This is a genomic window from Lentzea sp. NPDC004789 (assembly GCF_053601075.1).
Genome location: NZ_JBSGBE010000020.1, coordinates 91,989 through 109,934, shown reverse-complemented (window position 1 = coordinate 109,934; position 17,946 = coordinate 91,989). Strand labels below are relative to the sequence as shown.

The 17,946-nt window shown below is 68.6% G+C and carries 15 protein-coding genes; 7 read left to right on the top strand and 8 right to left on the bottom strand.

What is annotated here, in order from left to right:
* Window positions 1-5: 5 nt before the first annotated feature.
* Window positions 6-1,151, bottom strand: a complete 1,146-nt coding sequence (locus ACWEIJ_RS35825; RefSeq protein ID WP_449841688.1) for an acyl-CoA dehydrogenase family protein — start codon at window positions 1,149-1,151, stop codon at window positions 6-8.
* Between the two features lie 93 nt (window positions 1,152-1,244).
* Here ACWEIJ_RS35825 and ACWEIJ_RS35820 point away from each other — a divergent pair, with 93 nt between their 5' ends.
* Complete coding sequence (locus tag ACWEIJ_RS35820; RefSeq protein ID WP_449841687.1) at window positions 1,245-1,865, top strand: TetR/AcrR family transcriptional regulator; 621 nt, start codon at window positions 1,245-1,247, stop codon at window positions 1,863-1,865.
* On the opposite strand, the gene ACWEIJ_RS35815 is transcribed toward ACWEIJ_RS35820, so the two are convergent.
* On the bottom strand, window positions 1,858-2,130 hold the full coding sequence (locus tag ACWEIJ_RS35815) for a GlsB/YeaQ/YmgE family stress response membrane protein (RefSeq protein ID WP_449841686.1): 273 nt from the start codon (window positions 2,128-2,130) through the stop codon (window positions 1,858-1,860). The two genes, ACWEIJ_RS35820 and ACWEIJ_RS35815, sit on opposite strands and share 8 nt — an antisense overlap.
* Window positions 2,131-2,217: 87 nt before the next feature.
* A complete protein-coding gene (locus ACWEIJ_RS35810; protein ID WP_449841685.1) occupies window positions 2,218-2,997 on the bottom strand; it encodes a sporulation protein in 780 nt (259 codons plus the stop codon).
* A 180-nt stretch (window positions 2,998-3,177) separates the two neighbouring features.
* Here ACWEIJ_RS35810 and ACWEIJ_RS35805 point away from each other — a divergent pair, with 180 nt between their 5' ends.
* The 4 genes from ACWEIJ_RS35805 (at window position 3,178) to secA2 (ending at window position 10,727) form a co-directional block, all read left to right on the top strand.
* Window positions 3,178-6,189, top strand: a complete 3,012-nt coding sequence (locus ACWEIJ_RS35805; RefSeq protein ID WP_449841684.1) for a carboxyl transferase domain-containing protein — start codon at window positions 3,178-3,180, stop codon at window positions 6,187-6,189.
* 9 nt (window positions 6,190-6,198) lie between these two features.
* Window positions 6,199-7,485 (top strand): MFS transporter, encoded by a 1,287-nt coding sequence (locus ACWEIJ_RS35800; protein ID WP_449841683.1) that lies wholly within the window; start codon window positions 6,199-6,201, stop codon window positions 7,483-7,485.
* Window positions 7,486-7,540: 55 nt separating this feature from the next.
* Window positions 7,541-8,371: an oxidoreductase gene (locus tag ACWEIJ_RS35795; RefSeq protein WP_449841682.1), complete on the top strand. Its 831-nt coding sequence runs from the start codon at window positions 7,541-7,543 to the stop codon at window positions 8,369-8,371.
* Between the two features lie 70 nt (window positions 8,372-8,441).
* Window positions 8,442-10,727 (top strand): accessory Sec system translocase SecA2, encoded by a 2,286-nt coding sequence (gene secA2 / locus ACWEIJ_RS35790; protein WP_449841681.1) that lies wholly within the window; start codon window positions 8,442-8,444, stop codon window positions 10,725-10,727.
* Window positions 10,728-10,730: 3 nt separating this feature from the next.
* On the opposite strand, the gene ACWEIJ_RS35785 is transcribed toward secA2, so the two are convergent.
* The 5 genes from ACWEIJ_RS35785 to ACWEIJ_RS35765 form a co-directional block, all read right to left on the bottom strand.
* Window positions 10,731-10,991, bottom strand: coding sequence for a hypothetical protein (locus tag ACWEIJ_RS35785; RefSeq protein WP_355440147.1), 261 nt, complete (start codon window positions 10,989-10,991; stop codon window positions 10,731-10,733).
* A 43-nt stretch (window positions 10,992-11,034) separates the two neighbouring features.
* Window positions 11,035-12,147 carry an aromatic ring-hydroxylating oxygenase subunit alpha gene (locus ACWEIJ_RS35780; protein ID WP_449841680.1) on the bottom strand — a complete coding sequence of 371 codons (1,113 nt, stop codon included), beginning with the start codon at window positions 12,145-12,147 and terminating at the stop codon, window positions 11,035-11,037.
* Between the two features lie 48 nt (window positions 12,148-12,195).
* On the bottom strand, window positions 12,196-14,562 hold the full coding sequence (locus ACWEIJ_RS35775) for a GcvT family protein (protein WP_449841679.1): 2,367 nt from the start codon (window positions 14,560-14,562) through the stop codon (window positions 12,196-12,198).
* A 109-nt stretch (window positions 14,563-14,671) separates the two neighbouring features.
* Window positions 14,672-15,469, bottom strand: coding sequence for a CPBP family intramembrane glutamic endopeptidase (locus ACWEIJ_RS35770; RefSeq protein WP_449841678.1), 798 nt, complete (start codon window positions 15,467-15,469; stop codon window positions 14,672-14,674).
* A gap of 96 nt (window positions 15,470-15,565) precedes the next feature.
* A complete protein-coding gene (locus ACWEIJ_RS35765) occupies window positions 15,566-16,336 on the bottom strand; it encodes an IclR family transcriptional regulator (RefSeq protein WP_449841677.1) in 771 nt (256 codons plus the stop codon).
* 120 nt (window positions 16,337-16,456) lie between these two features.
* Here ACWEIJ_RS35765 and ACWEIJ_RS35760 point away from each other — a divergent pair, with 120 nt between their 5' ends.
* Both ACWEIJ_RS35760 and ACWEIJ_RS35755 read left to right on the top strand, forming a co-directional pair.
* On the top strand, window positions 16,457-16,777 hold the full coding sequence (locus tag ACWEIJ_RS35760) for a bifunctional 3-phenylpropionate/cinnamic acid dioxygenase ferredoxin subunit (protein ID WP_355439878.1): 321 nt from the start codon (window positions 16,457-16,459) through the stop codon (window positions 16,775-16,777).
* Complete coding sequence (locus ACWEIJ_RS35755; RefSeq protein WP_449841676.1) at window positions 16,774-17,877, top strand: NAD(P)/FAD-dependent oxidoreductase; 1,104 nt, start codon at window positions 16,774-16,776, stop codon at window positions 17,875-17,877. The genes ACWEIJ_RS35760 and ACWEIJ_RS35755 overlap by 4 nt, the downstream gene beginning before the upstream one ends.
* Window positions 17,878-17,946: the final 69 nt, after the last annotated feature.

Here is a 17,946-nt window from a genome sequence, read left to right as displayed (position 1 = left end):
ACCCCTTACAGGCCCAGGTCGCGGCCGATGAGTTCCTTCATGATCTCGTTGGAGCCCGCCCAGATCTTCGTGACGCGGGCGTCCATCCACGCGCGAGCGACGCGGTACTCGGTCATGTAGCCGTAGCCGCCGTGCAGCTGCACGCAGGCGTCGATGACCTCGTTCTCGATGTCGGCGCTCCAGTACTTCGCCTGCGCCGCCTCGACCGAGCTCAGTTCGCCGCGAACGTGCTGCATGGTCAGGGTGTCGATGAACGCCTGCGAGACGTCGAGCTTGGTGCGCAGCTCGGCCAGCAGGAACTTGTTGTGCTGGAACTTGCCGATCGCCTGCCCGAACGCCTTGCGCTCCTTGACGTACTCCAGGGTCTCGTCGAACACGCCCTGCGCGTGCGCGAGGTTGGAGATCGCGCCGCCGATCCGCTCCTGCGGCAGGCGTTCCATCATGTAGATGAAGCCCTGCCCCTCCTCGCCGATGACGTTGGCCTGCGGCAGGCGCACGTCGGAGAAGAACAGCTCCGCGGTGTCGGACGGGTGCTGGCCGACCTTGTCGAGCTTGCGGCCGCGCTCGAAGCCGGGCATGCCGGTCTCGACGGCGAACAGCGTGATGCCGCGCGCACCCTTCGACGGGTCGGTGCGGGCCGCGACGACGATCATGTCGGCGGTGTAGCCGTTGGTGATGAACGTCTTGGAGCCGTTGAGGATCCAGTCGTCACCGTCACGCACGGCGTTGGTCTTGAGCGCGGCGAGGTCGGAGCCACCGGACGGCTCGGTCATCGCGATGCCGGTCTTGATCTCGCCGGTGCACATGCCGGGCAGCCAGCGCTGCTTCTGCTCCTCGGTGCACAGGTCGACGAGGTAGGGCGCCACGACGTCGCCGTGGATGCCGAGCGACGACGCGACCGCCGCGTTGACCCGGCACAGCTCCTCGGCGAACACGGTGTTGAACCGGTAGTCGTTCGCGCCGCTGCCGCCGTACTCCTCGGGGATCTCCAGGCCCAGCAGGCCCTGGCGACCGGCCTCCAGCCACACGTCGCGGTCGATCACGCGCTGCTCGATGAACTTCTCGACGTTCGGCGTGATGGTGCGCTCGACGAACGCCTTCGCCGACTCCCGGAACGCGGCGTGATCCTCGTTGAACAGCGTCCGCTGCACGACTACCTCCATACTAAGCGGTTGCTTAGCGCTAAGCGCCCGCTTAGCGTGCAGTACGATCCATCACCTGTCAACACGCGAGGAGCAGGCCCGATGACGACGACCGGACTGGACGAGTTCGCGCTGCTCGACGAGACGTGGCGCTCGGTCACCCCGGACGCCGCCCGTCGCATGCTCATCGCGGCAGCGCACGCGTTCGCCGGCAAGGGATACCACGCCACGACGACCCGCGACATCGCCTCTCTGGCCGGAATGTCGCCCGCGGCCGTGTACATCCACTACCGGTCCAAAGAGGAGCTGCTCTTCAACATCTCGCGCGTCGGCCACGAGCTGTCGCTCACCGCGCTGTCGTCGATCGAGGGCCGGGACGCGGCGGAACGGCTGCACAACGCGGTGAAGTCGTTCGCGAGCTGGCACGCGGAGTTCCACACAACAGCGCGGGTGGTGCAGTACGAGCTCGGCGCGCTCTCTCCCGAACACCACGCGGAGGTGGCGGAGCTGCGCCGGCAGATCGACCAGAAGATGCGGTCGTTCATCGCGGACGGCGTCGCGGAGGGCACGTTCGACGTGCCGGACCTGAAGGGCGCGACGCTCGCCGTGCTGTCGCTGTGCATCGACGTCGCGCGGTGGTACCAGCCGGGCGGGAGGCGGACCCCGGACGAGATCGGCGCGCTGTACGCCGACCTCGTCCTGAGGATGGTCCGGCCTAACTGACGGACTTGCGGCCGTACATCCCGGCCACGAGCGAGACACCGATCGCCGCGACGACGATCTGGACGATGATCTCGATCCAGTCGATGCCCGGCGTGTCCTGCACGCCGAGCAGCCTGGCGATCCACGACCCGATGAACGCGGCCGCGATGCCGACCAGCAACGTCAGCCAGATCGGGATGTTCTGCCTGCCCGGCGCGAACAGCTTGCCGAGGAAACCAAGGATCAGACCGATGACGAGCGCGCCGAGAATGCTCTCGATGGTCACGGACGCCTCCTCCCGCTACTCCCCGACGAAGGCGGGGATCTCGGGGAAAATCATCCCGTCACTCGGCGTGGTCCGCAGCTCGAACGCTCACCAGCGGCTGCCGGAGACCTGCGCCATCCACTGGTTGATCGTGGCGGTCCAGTCCGTGCCGATCGACTGCTGGTGCGACACCGCGAAACGGCCGTACGCGTCACCGCCCGCCCGGAGCAGCCCGGCGCGCTTGTCCGCCTCCAGCACCACGTGCAGCTCGGCCGGCGTCGTGACGAACGTCAGCTCGACCTGCTTGAGCCGCCCCGAGAACTGCGGCGGCGGGTAGAACTCGATCTCCTGGTAGAACGGCAGCTGCTGCGGCACGCCGTAGATGCGGCCACGCTCGTTGTCGGCCTTGGTGAAGCGGAAGCCCATGTGCCCGAACGCCTGCAGCACCGCGTCCTGCGACGGCAGCGGGTGCACCCAGATCGGGTCGAGGTCGCCGGGGTCGACCGCGCCGCGGACCTCCAGCTCGGTGCGCAGGCCGAGCTGCATGCCGGACAGCTGCATGCCGCCCACGACGTTCAGCGGGCACTCGAACGGCACCGGGATCTGGAACGGCAGCGACAGGTTCTGGTGCGGCTGCGCCAGGATCCGCTGACCCACGGAGAACTTGTGGAACTCCATGTTGGTGTTGTACTCGTTGTCGCCGCTCTCGACCTCGACGCGGGTGAGCAGCGCCAGCGTGACGTGATCGATCTCGGCGGGGTGGTCGCCGCCGGCGATCCGGACCTCACCGCTCAGCACCTCGCCCGGCCGGACGTTCGGGTTGGTGAGCACCGTGTCGACAGTCGGCCCGCCCACGCCGAACGCGCGCAACATCCTCTTGAACACCACTGCGGCCTCCTGAAGCCCTTCGCATGCCTGCCGGGAGTCTGCCTGCTGAATCGCCCGTTTGCGACGAAGCGTTCCGTTGACGCCTCAACACCCAAATCGGTTCCGTATGGACTTCCGTTGACTTCAGATGGCAGCATGCGACCGCCGTCACATACTAAGCGGTCGCTCAGGAGGATTGCCGTGCTGCTCGTCGCCAACCGGGGTGAGGTCGCCGTCCGCGTGCTGCGCGCGGCCGCTGACCTCGGCATTCGCACCGTGGCGGTGTACGCGGAGGACGACGCTTCCTCGCTGCACGTGACGCTCGCGGATCGCGCTGTCGCGTTGCGCGGCGACTCGCCTTATCTGGACATCGACCAACTGCTGGATGCGGCATCCGGGTGCGTGGCGGTGCATCCGGGATGGGGGTTCCTCTCGGAGAACGCGGCGTTCGCGCGAGCTTGTGCCGACCGCGGGCTGACGTTCGTCGGACCGTCGCCCGAGGTGCTGGAACTGCTGGGCGACAAGCAACGCGCCCGCGCGCTGGCCGCGTCGCTGGGAATTCCCGTGCTGGACGCGGCCGCGGGCGAGTTCCCGGTGATGGTGAAGGCGGTCGCCGGCGGTGGCGGCAAGGGCATGCGGGCGGTGTTCTCGCCCGAGGACCTCGACGGCGCGGTCGAGGCGTGCCGGGCGGAGGCGCTGGCGGCGTTCGGGGTCGGGGACGTCTACCTCGAACGGCTGCTACCCTCCGCCCGGCACATCGAGGTGCAGCTCGTCGGCACGTCGGTGATCGGCGACCGCGACTGCTCGCTGCAGCTGCGTCACCAGAAGGTCGTGGAGATCGCGCCGGCCCCGCTGCTGGATCCCTTTCTCCGCAAGGCGCTGCACTCCGCGGCGGCCGAGATCGCCTCTGCCGTGGGGTACACCGGCGTCGGCACGGTGGAGTTCCTGGTGGCGGGCGACGCGTTCTTCTTCCTGGAGGCCAACCCGCGGCTGCAGGTCGAGCACACGGTGACGGAGATGGTGTCCGGTGTGGACCTCGTGCGCACCCAGCTGCTGCTGGCGTGGGACGGCGACGTCGACTTCACGCCTGCCGACCGCGGCTGCGCCGTGCAGGTGCGGGTGAACCAGACGTCCGGCGGCGTGCTGTCCTCCTTCGCACTGCCGTCCGGTCCTGGCGTTCGCGTCGACACCCACGGGTACGTCGGCTACCGGGCCGGTACGCGCTACGACGGGTTGCTCGCGAAGCTCGTGGTGCACGGCGAGGACCTCGACGTGGCCCTGAACCGGGCACGGCGGGCGTTGCGCGAGTTCCGGATCGAGGGCGTCTCCACGAACCTGGAGTTCCTGAAGTCGTTGCTGGACCGCGACATCGTGGGCGCCACGACCGATTTCGTCGTCGAGGAGCCCGCATCCGGCCTGCGTGCGCCGATGGCGGGCACCGTCGTGGAGGTCACGCCGGACGCCGTGGTGCTGGAAGCGATGAAGATGCAGCACGTCGTCCGGGTGTCGGGCGACGTGCTGGTGTCCGTCGGTGACACGGTGGCCGAGGGACAGCTGCTCGCTTCCGGCTCTGGAGAGTCCACTGAGGACTCCGTCGAGATCGACCCCTCGTTCGTCCGCCCGGATCTGGCCGAGGTGCTGGCACGGCACGACTTCGACCGGCCGGAGTCCGCCGTGAGGAGGCACGCCGCCGGTGGCCGCACCGCGCGCGAGAACATCGCGGACCTGTGCGAGGACTTCGTCGAGTACGGCGGCCTGGCGATCGCCGCCCAACGTCAGCGCCGCTCGCTGCCCGAGCTGATCGAACGCACGCCCGCCGACGGCATGGTGGCGGGCATCGGTGTGGTCAACGGCCAACGGATCGTCGCGATGTCCTACGACTACGCCGTGCTCGCCGGCACCCAAGGCCTGCGCAACCACCAGAAGAAGGACAGGTTGTTCGCGCTGGCCCAGCAGGAGAACCTGCCGATGGTCCTGTTCGCCGAGGGTGGCGGCGGACGGCCCGGCGACACCGACCACAGCATGGTCAGCGGCCTCGACTGCGGCTCGTTCCACGCGTTCGCCCAGCTGAGCGGCCAGGTACCGCTGGTGGGCGTGGTCGCGGGGCGTTGCTTCGCGGGCAACGCAGTGCTGCTCGGCACGTGCGACGTGATCATCGCGGTCGAGGGCGCGAACATCGGCATGGGCGGCCCGGCGATGATCGAGGGCGGCGGCCTGGGCGTCTTCCGCCCGGAGGACATCGGCCCGTTGGACGTGCAGGTGCCCAACGGCGTCGTGGACATCGCGGTGCGCTCCGAAGAAGAAGCGGTCACCGTCGCCAAGAAGTACCTCTCCTACTTCCAGGCTCCCGCAGGCGTCCCCCGCGCGAGGGCGCAGCCTTCGCCTGCGCCCTCGGGGGAACCCCTAAAAACAATTCTCCCAGACAGCACTGACAATTTCGGCTCGTGGACGTGCGCCGACCAACGCCTCCTCCGCCACGCCGTCCCCGAGAACCGCCTCCGCGCCTACGACATCCGCAAGGTCATCGACATCCTCGCCGACACCGGCTCCGTCCTCGAACTGCGCAGCGGCTTCGGCAAGGCGATCGTCACCGCCCTGGTCCGCGTCGAAGGCCGCCCGCTCGCCCTGATCGCCAACGACCCGAACGTCCTGGGCGGCGCCATCGACGCCGACGCGGCCGACAAGTGCGCCCGTTTCCTCCAGCTGGCGGACGCGTTCGACCTCCCGGTCGTCTCGCTCACCGACACCCCGGGCTTCATGGTCGGCCCCGAGGCCGAACGCACCGCCACCGTCCGCCACCTCACCCGCATGGTGGTGACGGGCGCCAACCTCACCGTCCCCTTTGGACTGGTCGTGCTCCGCAAGGCGTACGGCCTCGGCGCCCAGGCGATGGCGGCGGGCAGCCTCAAGGTCCCGCAGTTCGCCGTCTCCTGGCCCACCGGCGAGTTCGGCCCGATGGGCCTCGAAGGCGCCGTGAAGCTCGGGTTCAAAAGAGAACTCGACGCCATCAAGGACCCCCAAGAACGCAAGCAGCGCTACGACCAGATGGTCGCGGCCGCGTACGAGCACGGCAAAGCGCTGAACGTCGCGAGTGTGTTCGAGATCGACGACGTGATCGACCCGGCCGACACGCGCCGTTGGATCGCCACGGCGCTGGCCCCCGCAACTTCCCGCTCGCCGGGGAAGAAACGCCCGTTCATCGACACGTGGTGAGGAGAAGCCGTGGTCAGTGTTGCCCCGGAAAAGAAGACCCTGCGAAGGCTCATGGCCGCCGGACTCGTCGGCAGCAGTATTGAGTGGTACGACTTCTTCATCTACGCAACCGCCGCGGCACTGGTGTTCCCCAAGCTGTTCTTCCCGGAAGCCACGCCGATCGTCGGCCTGCTGCTGAGCTTCAGCACGTTCTGGGCGGGCTTCGTCGCCCGCCCGATCGGCGGCCTGGTCTTCGGCCACGTCGGCGACAGGTTCGGCCGCAAGCCCGCACTCGTCATCTGCCTCGCGCTGATGGCCGCCGCCACGTTCCTCATCGGCCTGTTGCCGACGTCGGGCAGCATCGGCGTGGGCGCCCCGATCCTGCTGGTGCTGCTGAGGTTCCTGCAGGGCATCGCGGTCGGCGGCCAGTGGGGCGGTGTGGTCCTGCTGCTCACCGAGTCCGCGCACCCCGGCAAACGCGGTTTCGCGGGCACGTTCGGCCAGGCCGGTGTCCCGATCGGTGTGTTCCTGGGCAACGTGGCGTTCATCCTGGCCACCACCACCCTGTCCAAGGAGGCCTTCGCGGCGTGGGGCTGGCGCGTGCCGTTCCTGGCGTCCGCGCTGCTCTTTCCGGTGGTGCTCTTCATCCAGCTGAAGGTCGAGGACAGCCCGGTCTTCCGCGAGCTGCAGGCCAAGCGCACCGACGTTCCCGCCCCCGCACCGCTGGGCGAGGCCATCAGGACCCACCGCAAGCCCATCCTGCTCGGCGCGGGCCTGATGTTCGCCTCCAACGCGATCTTCTACGTCTCGATCGCCGGCGTGCTGTCCTACGCCACCACCACGCTCGGGCTGTCCCGTGAGTCCGTGCTGATCGTCAGCCTGCTGTCGTCCGTCGTGAGCATCCCGGTGATCCTCTACAGCGGGCACCTGTCCGACCGCCTCGGCCGCCGCCCGCTGATCATCGCGGGCGCGGCCGGTCTGGTCGTGTGGGCGTTCCCGTACTTCCTGCTCGTCGACACCGGCTCGCTCGTCGCGCTGTTCGTCGCGGCGGCCGTCGGCGGCATCGCGTCGTCACTGGTCTACGGGCCGATTGCGGCGTACCTGGGCGAGCTGTTCGAGCCGCACGTCCGCTACTCGGGCGCCTCGCTCGCCTACCAGCTGGCGTCGATCCTGGTCAGCGGCGGCACGCCGTTCATCATGACCGCGCTGCTCGGGGCGACGGGGACGTCGATGTCGGTGTCGGCGTTCCTGTGCCTGATGGCCCTGGCCACGCTGTTCTCGGCGCTCAAGCTTCCGGAGACTCACCAAGTCGTTTGAGTCCGACTACCCTAGTAACCCTTGATTCAGCAACGAACTGAATTGGGGGAAGCACATGTCCGGCAAGGTGTGGCTGATCACCGGCGCCAACAGCGGCTTCGGCAGGGCCATCGCCGAAGCGGCCGTCGCAGCCGGTGACCGGGTCGTCGCGACCGCACGCCGCACGGAAACGCTGGACGACCTGGTGAGGGCCCACCCTCGCCAGGTCGTCCCGGTCGCGCTCGACGTGACCGACCACGAAGCCATCGCCACCGCGGTCGCCAACGTGATCGCCGAGGAAGGCCGCATCGACGTCCTGGTCAACAACGCCGGGCGCACCCACGTGGGCGCCGTGGAGGAGACCACCGACGAGGAGCTGCGCAGCCTCTTCGAGGTGCACCTGTTCGGCCCGGCCGCGCTCACGAGAGCAGTCCTGCCGCACATGCGCGAACGGCGAGAAGGCGCGATCGTGCAGATGAGCAGCATCGGCGGCCAGCTCTCGTTCGCGGGCTTCGGCGCGTACAGCGCCACCAAGTGCGCGTTGGAAGGCTTCAGCGAGGCGCTCGCCGACGAGGTCAAATCGTTCGGCGTCAAAGTCCTCATCGTGGAGCCCGGCTCGTTCCGCACCAGCCTGTTCAGCGGCTACAGCGCCTCGGCCAAGTCCGGCGTGTACGTCGACTCCGCGGACAAGACCCGGCAGATGATCAGCGCGAACGCCGGTCAGCAGCCCGGCGACCCGCGGAAGGCCGCCGCGGCCGTCCTCACCGCCCTGGAGGCCGCCGAGACCCCGCTGCGGCTGCCGCTGGGCTCGGACTCCGTCGACGGCCTTCTGGCGCACCTCGACGAGGTCAGGGCCGAGATCGAGCTCTGGGAGAAGGTTGCCCGGGACACCCAGCTGGATGGATGAACCGGACAAAACGAGCTTCACTGTCAAGACCTCTGCGGAACCCTGAGCCGATGCCGTACGTTGCTGCGTCGTGACCACTCTCATGGCGCGCTTCAAGCAGCGGATGCGTCGGTTCGCGCAGAAACCGGCGTCGGTTGACCTCGCCCCGTTCCAGGCACTGCTCAAGGACGTGGAAAAACACGCTGACGCGTTCAAGGCGTTCAGCGACGAGGAGCTGACGGCACACGCCGAGAAGCTGCGCGAGGAGCACGACGACACGGAGCTGGTGGCGCTCACGCGGGAGGCCGCCGAGCGCGCCATCGGGCAGCGCCCGTTCGACGTGCAGGTGCTGGGTGCGCTGGGCATGCTCAGCGGGCTCGTCGTCGAGATGGCCACCGGTGAGGGCAAGACCCTCGCCGGCGCCATGGCCGCGGCCGGGTTCGCGATCAAGGGCAAGCGCGTCCACGTGGTCAGCGTCAACGACTACCTCGCCCAGCGCGACGCGGAGTGGATGGGCCCGCTGTACCGGCTGCTCGGCGTCACGGTCGGCTGGCTCAACGGCGGCTCGAAGACCGAGGAGCGCCGCGAGGCCTACCAGTGCGAGGTCACGTACGCACCGGTCAGCGAGATCGGCTTCGACATCCTGCGCGACCGGATCGTCACCAGGCCGGAAGACCTGATCGTGCCGGAGCCGGAGGTCGCGCTGATCGACGAGGCCGACTCGGTGCTCGTCGACGAGGCCCGCGTGCCGCTCGTGCTCGCCGGTTCGACCAGCGCCGAGGCCGCCGACCCGGTCATCGCGGACCTCGTGAAGCGGCTGCGCCACGGCCTGCACTACGAGGTCGACGACGAGGAGCGCAACGTCTTCCTCACCGGCGCGGGCTCCGAGGCCGTCGAGCGCGCGCTCGGCGAGATCGACCTCTACTCGCAGGAGCACGTCACCTCGACGCTGTCGAAGGTCAACGTCGCCCTGCACGCTCAGGTGCTGCTGCACCGCGACGTCGACTACATCGTCCGCGACGGCAAGGTGCACCTGATCAACGACACCCGCGGCCGCGTGGCGAAGCTGCAGCGGTGGCCGGACGGCCTGCAGGCCGCGGTCGAGGCCAAGGAGAACGTCCAGACCACCGAGTCCGGCGAGATCCTCGACTCGATGACGGTGCAGGCGCTGCTGTCGCGGTACCCGACCCGGTGCGGCATGACCGGTACCGCGGTCGCCGTCGCGGAGACCCTGCGCGAGTTCTACGAGCTCGAGGTGCTCGTGATCCCGCCGAACAAGGAGAACATCCGCGAAGACGAGCACTTCCGCCTCTACGCCACGCTGGAGCAGAAGGAGGAGGCGATCGTCGAGGAGATCAAGAACATCCACGAGACCGGGCGCCCGATCCTCGTCGGCACGCTCGACGTCGCGGAGTCCGAGCGGATCTCGTCCAAGCTGCGCGCCGCCGGGCTCGAGTGCGTGGTGCTGAACGCGAAGAACGACGCCGAGGAAGCGGCGATCATCGCCGACGCCGGTTCGTACCAGCGCATCACCGTCTCCACGCAGATGGCCGGCCGCGGTACGGACATCCGCCTGGGCGGCCACGAGGGTGAGGACCACGACCGGATCGCCGAGCTCGGCGGCCTGTACGTGATCGGCACCGGCCGTCACTCGTCCTCACGCCTGGACGACCAGCTGCGCGGCCGCGCCGGACGTCAGGGCGACCCCGGTGGCTCGGTCTTCTTCTCCTCGCTGCACGACGAGCTGATCACCCAGTACGCGCCGGACGCCGAGGAACCGTCCGAAGTGGACGACGACGGCCAGGTGCGGGACAAGGGCCTGCTGCACACCTTCGAGCACGCGCAGCGCGTCGCCGAGGGCGTGAACCTGGAGATCCACCGCAACACGTGGCGCTACAACAAGCTCATCGAGCACCAGCGCGACCTGCTGCTCAAGCACCGCGACGTGGTGCTGCGCACGGACGCGGCGTTCGAGAAGCTCGGTGCGAAGGAAGGCGCGTCCGACGAGGTGGCCGCCGAGGCCGCGCGCAAGATCACGCTGTTCTTCCTCGACGACCTGTGGACGCACCACCTGACGTTCCTGTCCGACCTGCGCGAGGGCATCCACCTGCGCGCGCTGGCCAGGCAGAACCCGTTGGACGAGTTCCACCGCGAGGCGATCCCGGCGTTCAACAAGATCGTGCCGGAGTCGTGGGAGCTCGCGAAGGACAAGTACGAGGCCGCCAAGATCACCGACGACGGCTACGACCTCGCCGACGCCGGTGTCAAGCGCCCGAGCTCGACGTGGACGTACCTGGTGCACGACAACCCGTTCGGCTCCGGGCTCGAGGAGACGATGAAGGGCCTGGTCAAGATGGTGCGCGGCCAGCGCCGCTGAGCGTCACCACCGCTCGCCGACGAGATCGTCCGCGGCTCTCGCGGGCCGGGGCAACGCCTCGGCCCGCCTGCCGGTTCTGGAGGTCGTCATCTCCTCGGTGAGGGCTCTGATCTCCGCGAGGATGTCGAGGTGCTCCTGCGACGGCGGCGGGCCAACGAGGTTGGACCGGTTGTGCGCCGTCCGTTCCGCGCGCTCGGCCAGTTGCCGGATGCGGCGGAGGAGATCGTGCTCCCCGTCCGGGAGCAAGAAGTCGTTCTGCTCCATCACCCGTGCAAGCTTTCGCGTGCACGGGTGACCCGTCGATCCCCTAGTCGGCTGATTCCAGTTTCTGGACCAGCCACTCGTGGAACCCGCCGATGTGATGCTCTGAGGGCACCAGCACTCCGCCGCGCGCGTAAGCACGCGAGGACATCGCGGGCTGGCAACGCTCGCACGCCTCGAAGTCCTGCTCGTTCACCCGGTGGAACAGCTCGACCGAGCGAGACACGTCACGCCCGGTGTCGACGACTTCCTTTGCGTACAACCAGTCGCACTCGACGATCGTGCGGTCGGCCGCCAGCGGGTACATGCGGTGCAGGATCACGTGGTCCGGCACGAGGTTGACGAAGACCTGCGGCTTGATGGTGATCGCGTAGTACTTCCTGTCTCTTTCTTCCTCCAGGGCCGCGAGTTTTTCGAAGCCCTCGCCGCCGTCGACGGTGAACCCCTTGATCTCGTCACCGAACTCGGCGCCGTGCCCGACGTAGTACTGCGCCGCGTAGCCGTCGGCGAACTCGGGCAGCACCTCGGTGAGCTCGGGGTGGATCGTCGCGCAGTGGTAGCACTCCATGAAGTTCTCGATGATCAGCTTCCAGTTGGCCTTGACGTCGTAGACGATTCGTTTGCCCACGGACAACTGGTCGATCTCGTAGCCGTCGATCGCCTCCAGCGAGCCGAGGCGTTCCGTCACGGCGTGCAGCACGTCGGCCTCGAAGCTCGGCGGTTCGTCGGCGAGGCACACCCACGCGTAGCCCAGCCACTCCCGCAGATGCACTTTCGTCAGCCCGTACTCGACGCGGTCGACGTCCGGCATCGACGTGAGGTTCGGTGCGGCGATCAGCTTGCCGTCCAACGCGTAGGTCCACGCGTGGTACGGGCACTGGAACGCCCGCTTGACGCTGCCCGCCTCGTCGACGCAGATGCGCGCGCCGCGGTGCCGGCAGACGTTGAGGAACGCGTTGAGGTTCCCGTGACGGTCCCGCGCGATGAGGACGCTCTCCCTACCCACCTGCACGGTGCGGAAGTCGCCGGGGTTCGCGAGGTCGCCCGAGCGGACGGCGCAGAACCACATCTTCTCGAAGACGTGCTCCTGCTCCCGCGCGAAGATCGCGGGATCGGTGTAGTAGCGGCCCTCGAGGGTCGAGATCAGGCTGCCGGTCATGCTCCGCCTCTCAAGCGAGCAGGGTGATAGGCCGTCCCAGAAGGCATCTCAGCCCCTGAGCCGCTTCATTTCGGGGTCGAACAACGGCTCCTGCGCCGCACGCGCGGTGAAGCGCTCGCCGAAGTACTCGATCTCCACCTCGCCGTCGACGTCAGCGGGCAACCACGCGTACGCGATGTTCAGCCCGGTCGTGTACCCGTACGCCGCACTCGTGACGTACCCGACGGGTTCCCCCTGGTAGAACACGGGTTCGCTGCCCATGACGACGTTCGCGGAGCCGTCGATCGTGAGGCAGGTGAGCTTCTTGGCCGAGCTCCGGCCGGCGAGCGCCTCCTTGCCGAGGAACTCCTTGTCCTCGCGCACCGCGAACCCGAGCCCCGCCTCGAACGGGTCGTGCTCGGTCGTCACGTCCGTGCCCCACGACCGGTAGCCCTTCTCCAGCCGCAGGCTGTTGAACGCGCCGCGCCCGGCCGCGATGACGCCGAGCTCCTGCCCGGCCTCCCACAGCGTGTCCCACAGCTTCGGGCCGAGGTCCGCGGTCGTGTACAGCTCCCAGCCGAGTTCGCCCACATAGGACAGTCGCAGTGCGGTCACCGGCACGTTCTTGATGAACGCCTGTTGCGCGGTGAAGTAGCCCTTCCGGGTGTCCAGCGTGTGCGGGATCCGGTCGACGAGGTCGCGTGCTTTCGGTCCCCACAAACCGATGCAGCACGTGCCGGCGGTGATGTCCCGGACGTGCACGTCCCGCGGCGCGTGCCTGGTGAGCCAGTCGAGGTCGAGGTTGCCGTTCGCGCCGACCTGGAACGTGTTCTGGTCGAGCCGCGCGATCGTGAGGTCGCTGCGCACGCCGCCCTGCTCGTCGAGCAGCAGCGTGTACACCACCGCGCCGGGCTTGCGGTTGAGGTTGTTGGTCGTCATGCGCTGCAGGAACTCCAGCGCTCCCGGACCGCTGACCTCCAGCCGCTTCAACGGCGTCATGTCGAACAGCGCGACCCGCTTGCGCGTCACCAGCGCCTCGGCCCCGCAGATCGGCGACCAGTACCGGCTCGCCCACTCGTTGCGGGCCGGTACCTCGGCGACCTCGGGCAGGCCCGCGTTGGCCTCGTACCAGTGCGGCCGCTCCCACCCGGACGCCTCCAGGAAGAACGCCCCGAGCTCCCGCTGGCGGGAGTGGAACGGGCTGGTCCGGATCGGCCGCGGGCTTTCCATGGGCTGCAACGGGTGCAGCACGTCGTAGACCTCGACGAAGTTCTGGCAGCTGCGCTCCAGCACGTAGTCCGGCGCGAGCTGCACCTGCTCGAACCGGTTGAGGTCGCTCGAGTGCAGGTCCAGCCGCGGCTGCCCGTCGACGATCCACTCGGCCATCGCCTTGGCGACGCCCGCGGAGTGCGTGATCCACACCGCCTCCGCCACCCAGAACCCGTTCAGCCGCGGGTGCTCGCCCAGCAACGGCATCCCGTCGCTGGTGAACGAGAACAGCCCGTTGAACCCGCGGTCCACGCCGGCCTCGGCCAGCGCCGGGATCAGCTCGACCGCCGCGTCCCACGAGGGCTCGAAGTCCTCCTTGGTGAACGGCAGCTCCGACCCGGTGATGTCGTGCGCCCTGATCGGCATGGGCCGGTGCCCGTAGGCCCCGATGCCCAGCGCCTGGCCGTGCGCGCGGAAGTACAGGTCCGCTTCCTGGTGCCGCAGGATCGGCTGCCGCGCCAGCGCCTCGGCGCTCGCCCGCACGTCGCCGGTGAACACGTACTGGTGGGCCATCGGCACGAGCGGGATGGTCAGCCCGACCATCTCCCCCAGCACCGGTCCCCACATGCCCGCGCACGACACGACGATGTCCGCGGGGAAGACGTCGGTCTCCGTCCGCACCCCGGTGACGCGGTCACCCGCGGTCTCCACCGCGACGACCTTCTGCCCCAGCACGAACCGCGCCCCGCGCTCGACCGCGCGCTGCGCCTGCACCTCCGCCGCGGCGACGGGCTTCGCGAGGCCGTCACTGGGGATCAGGAAGCCGCCCAGGACCTGCTCGCGGTCCAGCAGGGGGTGCAGCCGCGCGACCTCGTCCGCGTCGATCAGGCGGCTCTGCACGCCCCAGGACGTGGCCCAGCCGTGCCGCCGCGACAGGTCGGCGAGGCGTTCCGGGCTGGTCGCGATCTCCAGGCCGCCGATCTGGTCGAAGCACCCGAGCCCCGTGTACTTCTCGACCGTGTAGCGGGCGAAGGCCGTCATGCTGCGGCAGGAGTTCGTCTGGAACACGAGCCCCGGCGCGTGGCTGCTCGAACCGCCCGCCGCGAGCCCCTGTGCCTGGTCCAGCACCGTGACGTCGGTGAAGCCCCGTTCGGTGAGCTCGTCGGCCAGCGCGCAGCCGACGATCCCGGCCCCCACGAGCACCACGCGAGGCACCTCTGCAGGCATCTGGACACCCCTTCGCCGCCGTTGCGCGAAACGGAACTCGTTCCGCCATCAGCAACAAACTGCGGCCAGCGGATGCCGCTGTCAATACCGCGTTCGGGCTTTCGTGCGGTCAGACCCCCACTTCGACCTGCCGGGCCGACCGGCGGAGCCCCATCGCGAGCACGCACGCGGCCGTGCCGATGAACACGAACAGGCCGGTGTCTCCGGACAGGTACTCGCGGACCACAACGGGTTGTTCGGTCGAGATGTCGTACTCGGTGAGCACGGCGAAAGCGGCGTTGTGCGCGAAGTGGGCGAGCACCACCGGCCAGAGGCTGCCCGACCTCGTCCGCAGGTAGCCGAACAGGAACGAGAAGGCGATCACCGAGCAGGAGAACAGACCCAGCACGAGGGTTCGGTCGCCGTCGCTGTGGTAACCGGGCGTGAGCAGGATGTACGGCAGGTGCCAGCAGATCCAGACCAGGCCGACGACGAGCATCGCCGTCCGCTCGCCCAGGAAGGCGAGCCGCGGCTGGAGGTAACCGCGCCAGCCGATCTCCTCGGCGAACGCGAGGATCGGCCCGGTGATGCACAACGCCACCACGTTCTGCACCCAGTCGCTCGGCGGGGCGGAGAACCGGGCGAACCCCAGCGCCACGACGGCCGCGGTCGCGACCACGCAGACGCCGGCCGTCGTGGCGATCGCGAGCGGCCAGTCACGCAGCCCGAGCCGTCCCATCCCGAGCCGCCGCCACCCCTCCCGGCCGTACCCCTCGCGTGTGAGGACGAGGAGCATCAGCAGGACGACGAGCAACGGGGAGACGGCGAGTATCAGCCCGCCGGCGATGGTGGCGGTGCCTGACGAGATCGCCAGCACCAGAACGATGTAGACCACCGCGCCGGCGCGGTCGGAGAGCTGTTGGAACACGGACGGGACCCGCTTTCTCGCCTGGACGTCCCGTCCGAGTCTTCTTGATCACCGCCGCGCCGGCATCCACCCCAGATCTGAACTTCGGGTCCGTCCTCAACCAGCGAAGTAGCCGAGCTGTGCCGAGAGGTCCGCGGCCGCCGCCGCCATCGCGGGAACGATCTGCTCCACCCGCTCGCGCGACAACCGGTAGGACGGCCCGGAGGCGCTCATCGCCGCCACGACCTCACCCCGGTGCCCGCGCACCGGCACGGCCACCGCGTGCAGCCCCAGCTCCAGCTCCTCGTAGCAGGCCGCGTAGCCCTGCGCCGCGACCTCCTCCAGCTCGGCCAGCAAGCGCTTGCCGTCGACGACCGTGTTCTCGGTGTAGGAGTCGAGCGGCAGCGCGACCAGCCGCCGTTGCTCCTCCAGCGGCAGGTGGGCGAGCAGAACCTTGCCGGACGACGTGGCGTGCAGGGGCGTGCGCTGGCCGATCCAGTTCACCGCCGACACCGCGGCCGAACCGCGGGCCTGCGTGATGTTGATGGCGACCCCGGCGTCGTGCACGGCGATGTTGACGGTCTCGCCGAACGAGTCCGCCAGCGTCTGGCACACGGGCTGGCCCAGCTTGGTCAGGTCCATCCGGCCGGTCGCCGCGCCGGCCAACCTCACAACCCCGAAGCCGATGGCGTACTTGCCTCTTTCGCCGAGCTGCTCGACCAGGCCACGGGCCTCCAGCACGGAGACGAGTCTGGACACCGTGGACTTGTGCACACCCAGCTCACCTGCGATTTCGGTGATACCGGCCTCGCCTTGGGCCAGTAGTTCGAGCACGCTGATGGCCCTGTCCACGGACTGCACCTGAGCTGCCGAGTCGGAGTTGCTCATCGCGCAACAGTAACCGGCAGGCAAAACAACCCGCTCGAACTCTTGACGGCGCGTCGCCGGGGCCGCACATTGTGTTGCGTCATTCGGAACGTGTGCCGCGTCACGCAACGGAGGCCGACGATGATCCGCGCTTGCGCTCTCACGGACCTGCCCCCAGGAGAGGCGGTGCGCGTCGTCGGCCCTCATGCGCCGATCGCGGTCTTCAACTCCGACGGTGTCCTGTACGCGATCGACGACACCTGCACCCACCAGGACGCGTCCCTCAGCGAGGGCTGGCTGGAGGGCTGCTTCGTCGAATGCCCGCTGCACGCCGCGAGCTTCGACCTTCGCACCGGCGAGCCGACTTGTCTGCCCGCCAAAAGACCGGTGAAGACCTATCCCGTGGTTGTGAAAGATGGAGAGGTCTATGTCGATGCCGAGGTGAACAAGGACGTGGCGTGAGGACGATCGCGATCATCGGCGCTTCGCTCGCCGGTTTGAGGTCGGCGCAGGCACTGCGCCAGCAGGGGTTCGACGGACGGATCGTCGTCGTCGGCGACGAGGTGCATCTGCCGTACGACCGGCCCCCTCTTTCGAAGGACTTCCTCCTCGGCAAGGTCGAGGCGGTGCCGCTCGCCGACCAGGAGGACCTCGACGCGATCGACGCCGACTGGCGCCTCGGCGTCCGGGCCACCGGACTGCTCTCCACCCAGGAGGTCGCGCTCAGCGACGGCACGACGGTCGAGGCCGACGGGCTCGTCATCGCCACCGGCGGCATCCCGCGGGCAATCCCCAATGCACACGTCCTGCGCACGCTCGACGACGCCGTCAAGCTCCGCGGCGCCCTCAACAACGCGAACAGCGTCGGCATCATCGGCGCCGGCTTCATCGGCGCGGAGATCGCGTCGAGCGCGCGTGCGCTGGGCAAGGAAGTCACCGTCGTCGAGGCTCTCCCCACGCCGCTCACGCGAGTACTGGGTGCAGAGATGGGCGCCGCATGTGGACAACTGCACGGCGACCACGGATCAACGTTGATTACTGGAGTCAATGTTGATTCGGTCAACATTGACGGCGGAATCAACCTCACGGATGGACGCAAGGTTGACGCGGACGTCGTCATCGCCGGCATCGGCACCCGTCCAGCCACGGACTGGCTCGCAGGTGGACCCGTCAAGGTCGACAACGGCGTCATGTGCGACGCGGGCGGCGTCACGAACGTGAAGAACATCGTGGCCGTCGGCGACGTCGCGAACTGCGCCGGACACCGTGCCGAGCACTGGACGTCCGCTACCGAACAGGCGCAAATCGCCACCCGCAACTTGCTCGCGGGCGACACGGTCGCGACGCACACCAACGGCGGTTACGTCTGGTCCGATCAATACGGGGTCAGAATCCAGTTCATCGGACGGGCGACGAACGACGTCCGCGTCGAAGACGGGTCCATTGAGGACCGCAAGTTCGTCGCGACCTATCGAGACGCTGCGGACCCGGACGCCGTTGTCGGCGTCGTGGCCATGAGCAACGCTCGGCTTTTCACGCGACTGCGCAGGAGTCTCAAGTAGAGACGGTCGTCACGGTTTAACCGCCACCGGCGACCGGCTATACCCCAGTGTCCTACTTGGACATACGAA

Coding starts and splice junctions, on each gene's coding strand:
- ACWEIJ_RS35765 (WP_449841677.1), bottom strand. CDS start 16,336: ATGAGCAACTCCGACTCGGCAGCTCAGGTGCAGTCCGTGGACAGGGCC.
- ACWEIJ_RS35795 (WP_449841682.1), top strand. CDS start 7,541: ATGTCCGGCAAGGTGTGGCTGATCACCGGCGCCAACAGCGGCTTCGGC.
- ACWEIJ_RS35785 (WP_355440147.1), bottom strand. CDS start 10,991: ATGGAGCAGAACGACTTCTTGCTCCCGGACGGGGAGCACGATCTCCTC.
- ACWEIJ_RS35775 (WP_449841679.1), bottom strand. CDS start 14,562: ATGCCTGCAGAGGTGCCTCGCGTGGTGCTCGTGGGGGCCGGGATCGTC.
- ACWEIJ_RS35820 (WP_449841687.1), top strand. CDS start 1,245: ATGACGACGACCGGACTGGACGAGTTCGCGCTGCTCGACGAGACGTGG.
- ACWEIJ_RS35780 (WP_449841680.1), bottom strand. CDS start 12,147: ATGACCGGCAGCCTGATCTCGACCCTCGAGGGCCGCTACTACACCGAT.
- ACWEIJ_RS35760 (WP_355439878.1), top strand. CDS start 16,457: ATGATCCGCGCTTGCGCTCTCACGGACCTGCCCCCAGGAGAGGCGGTG.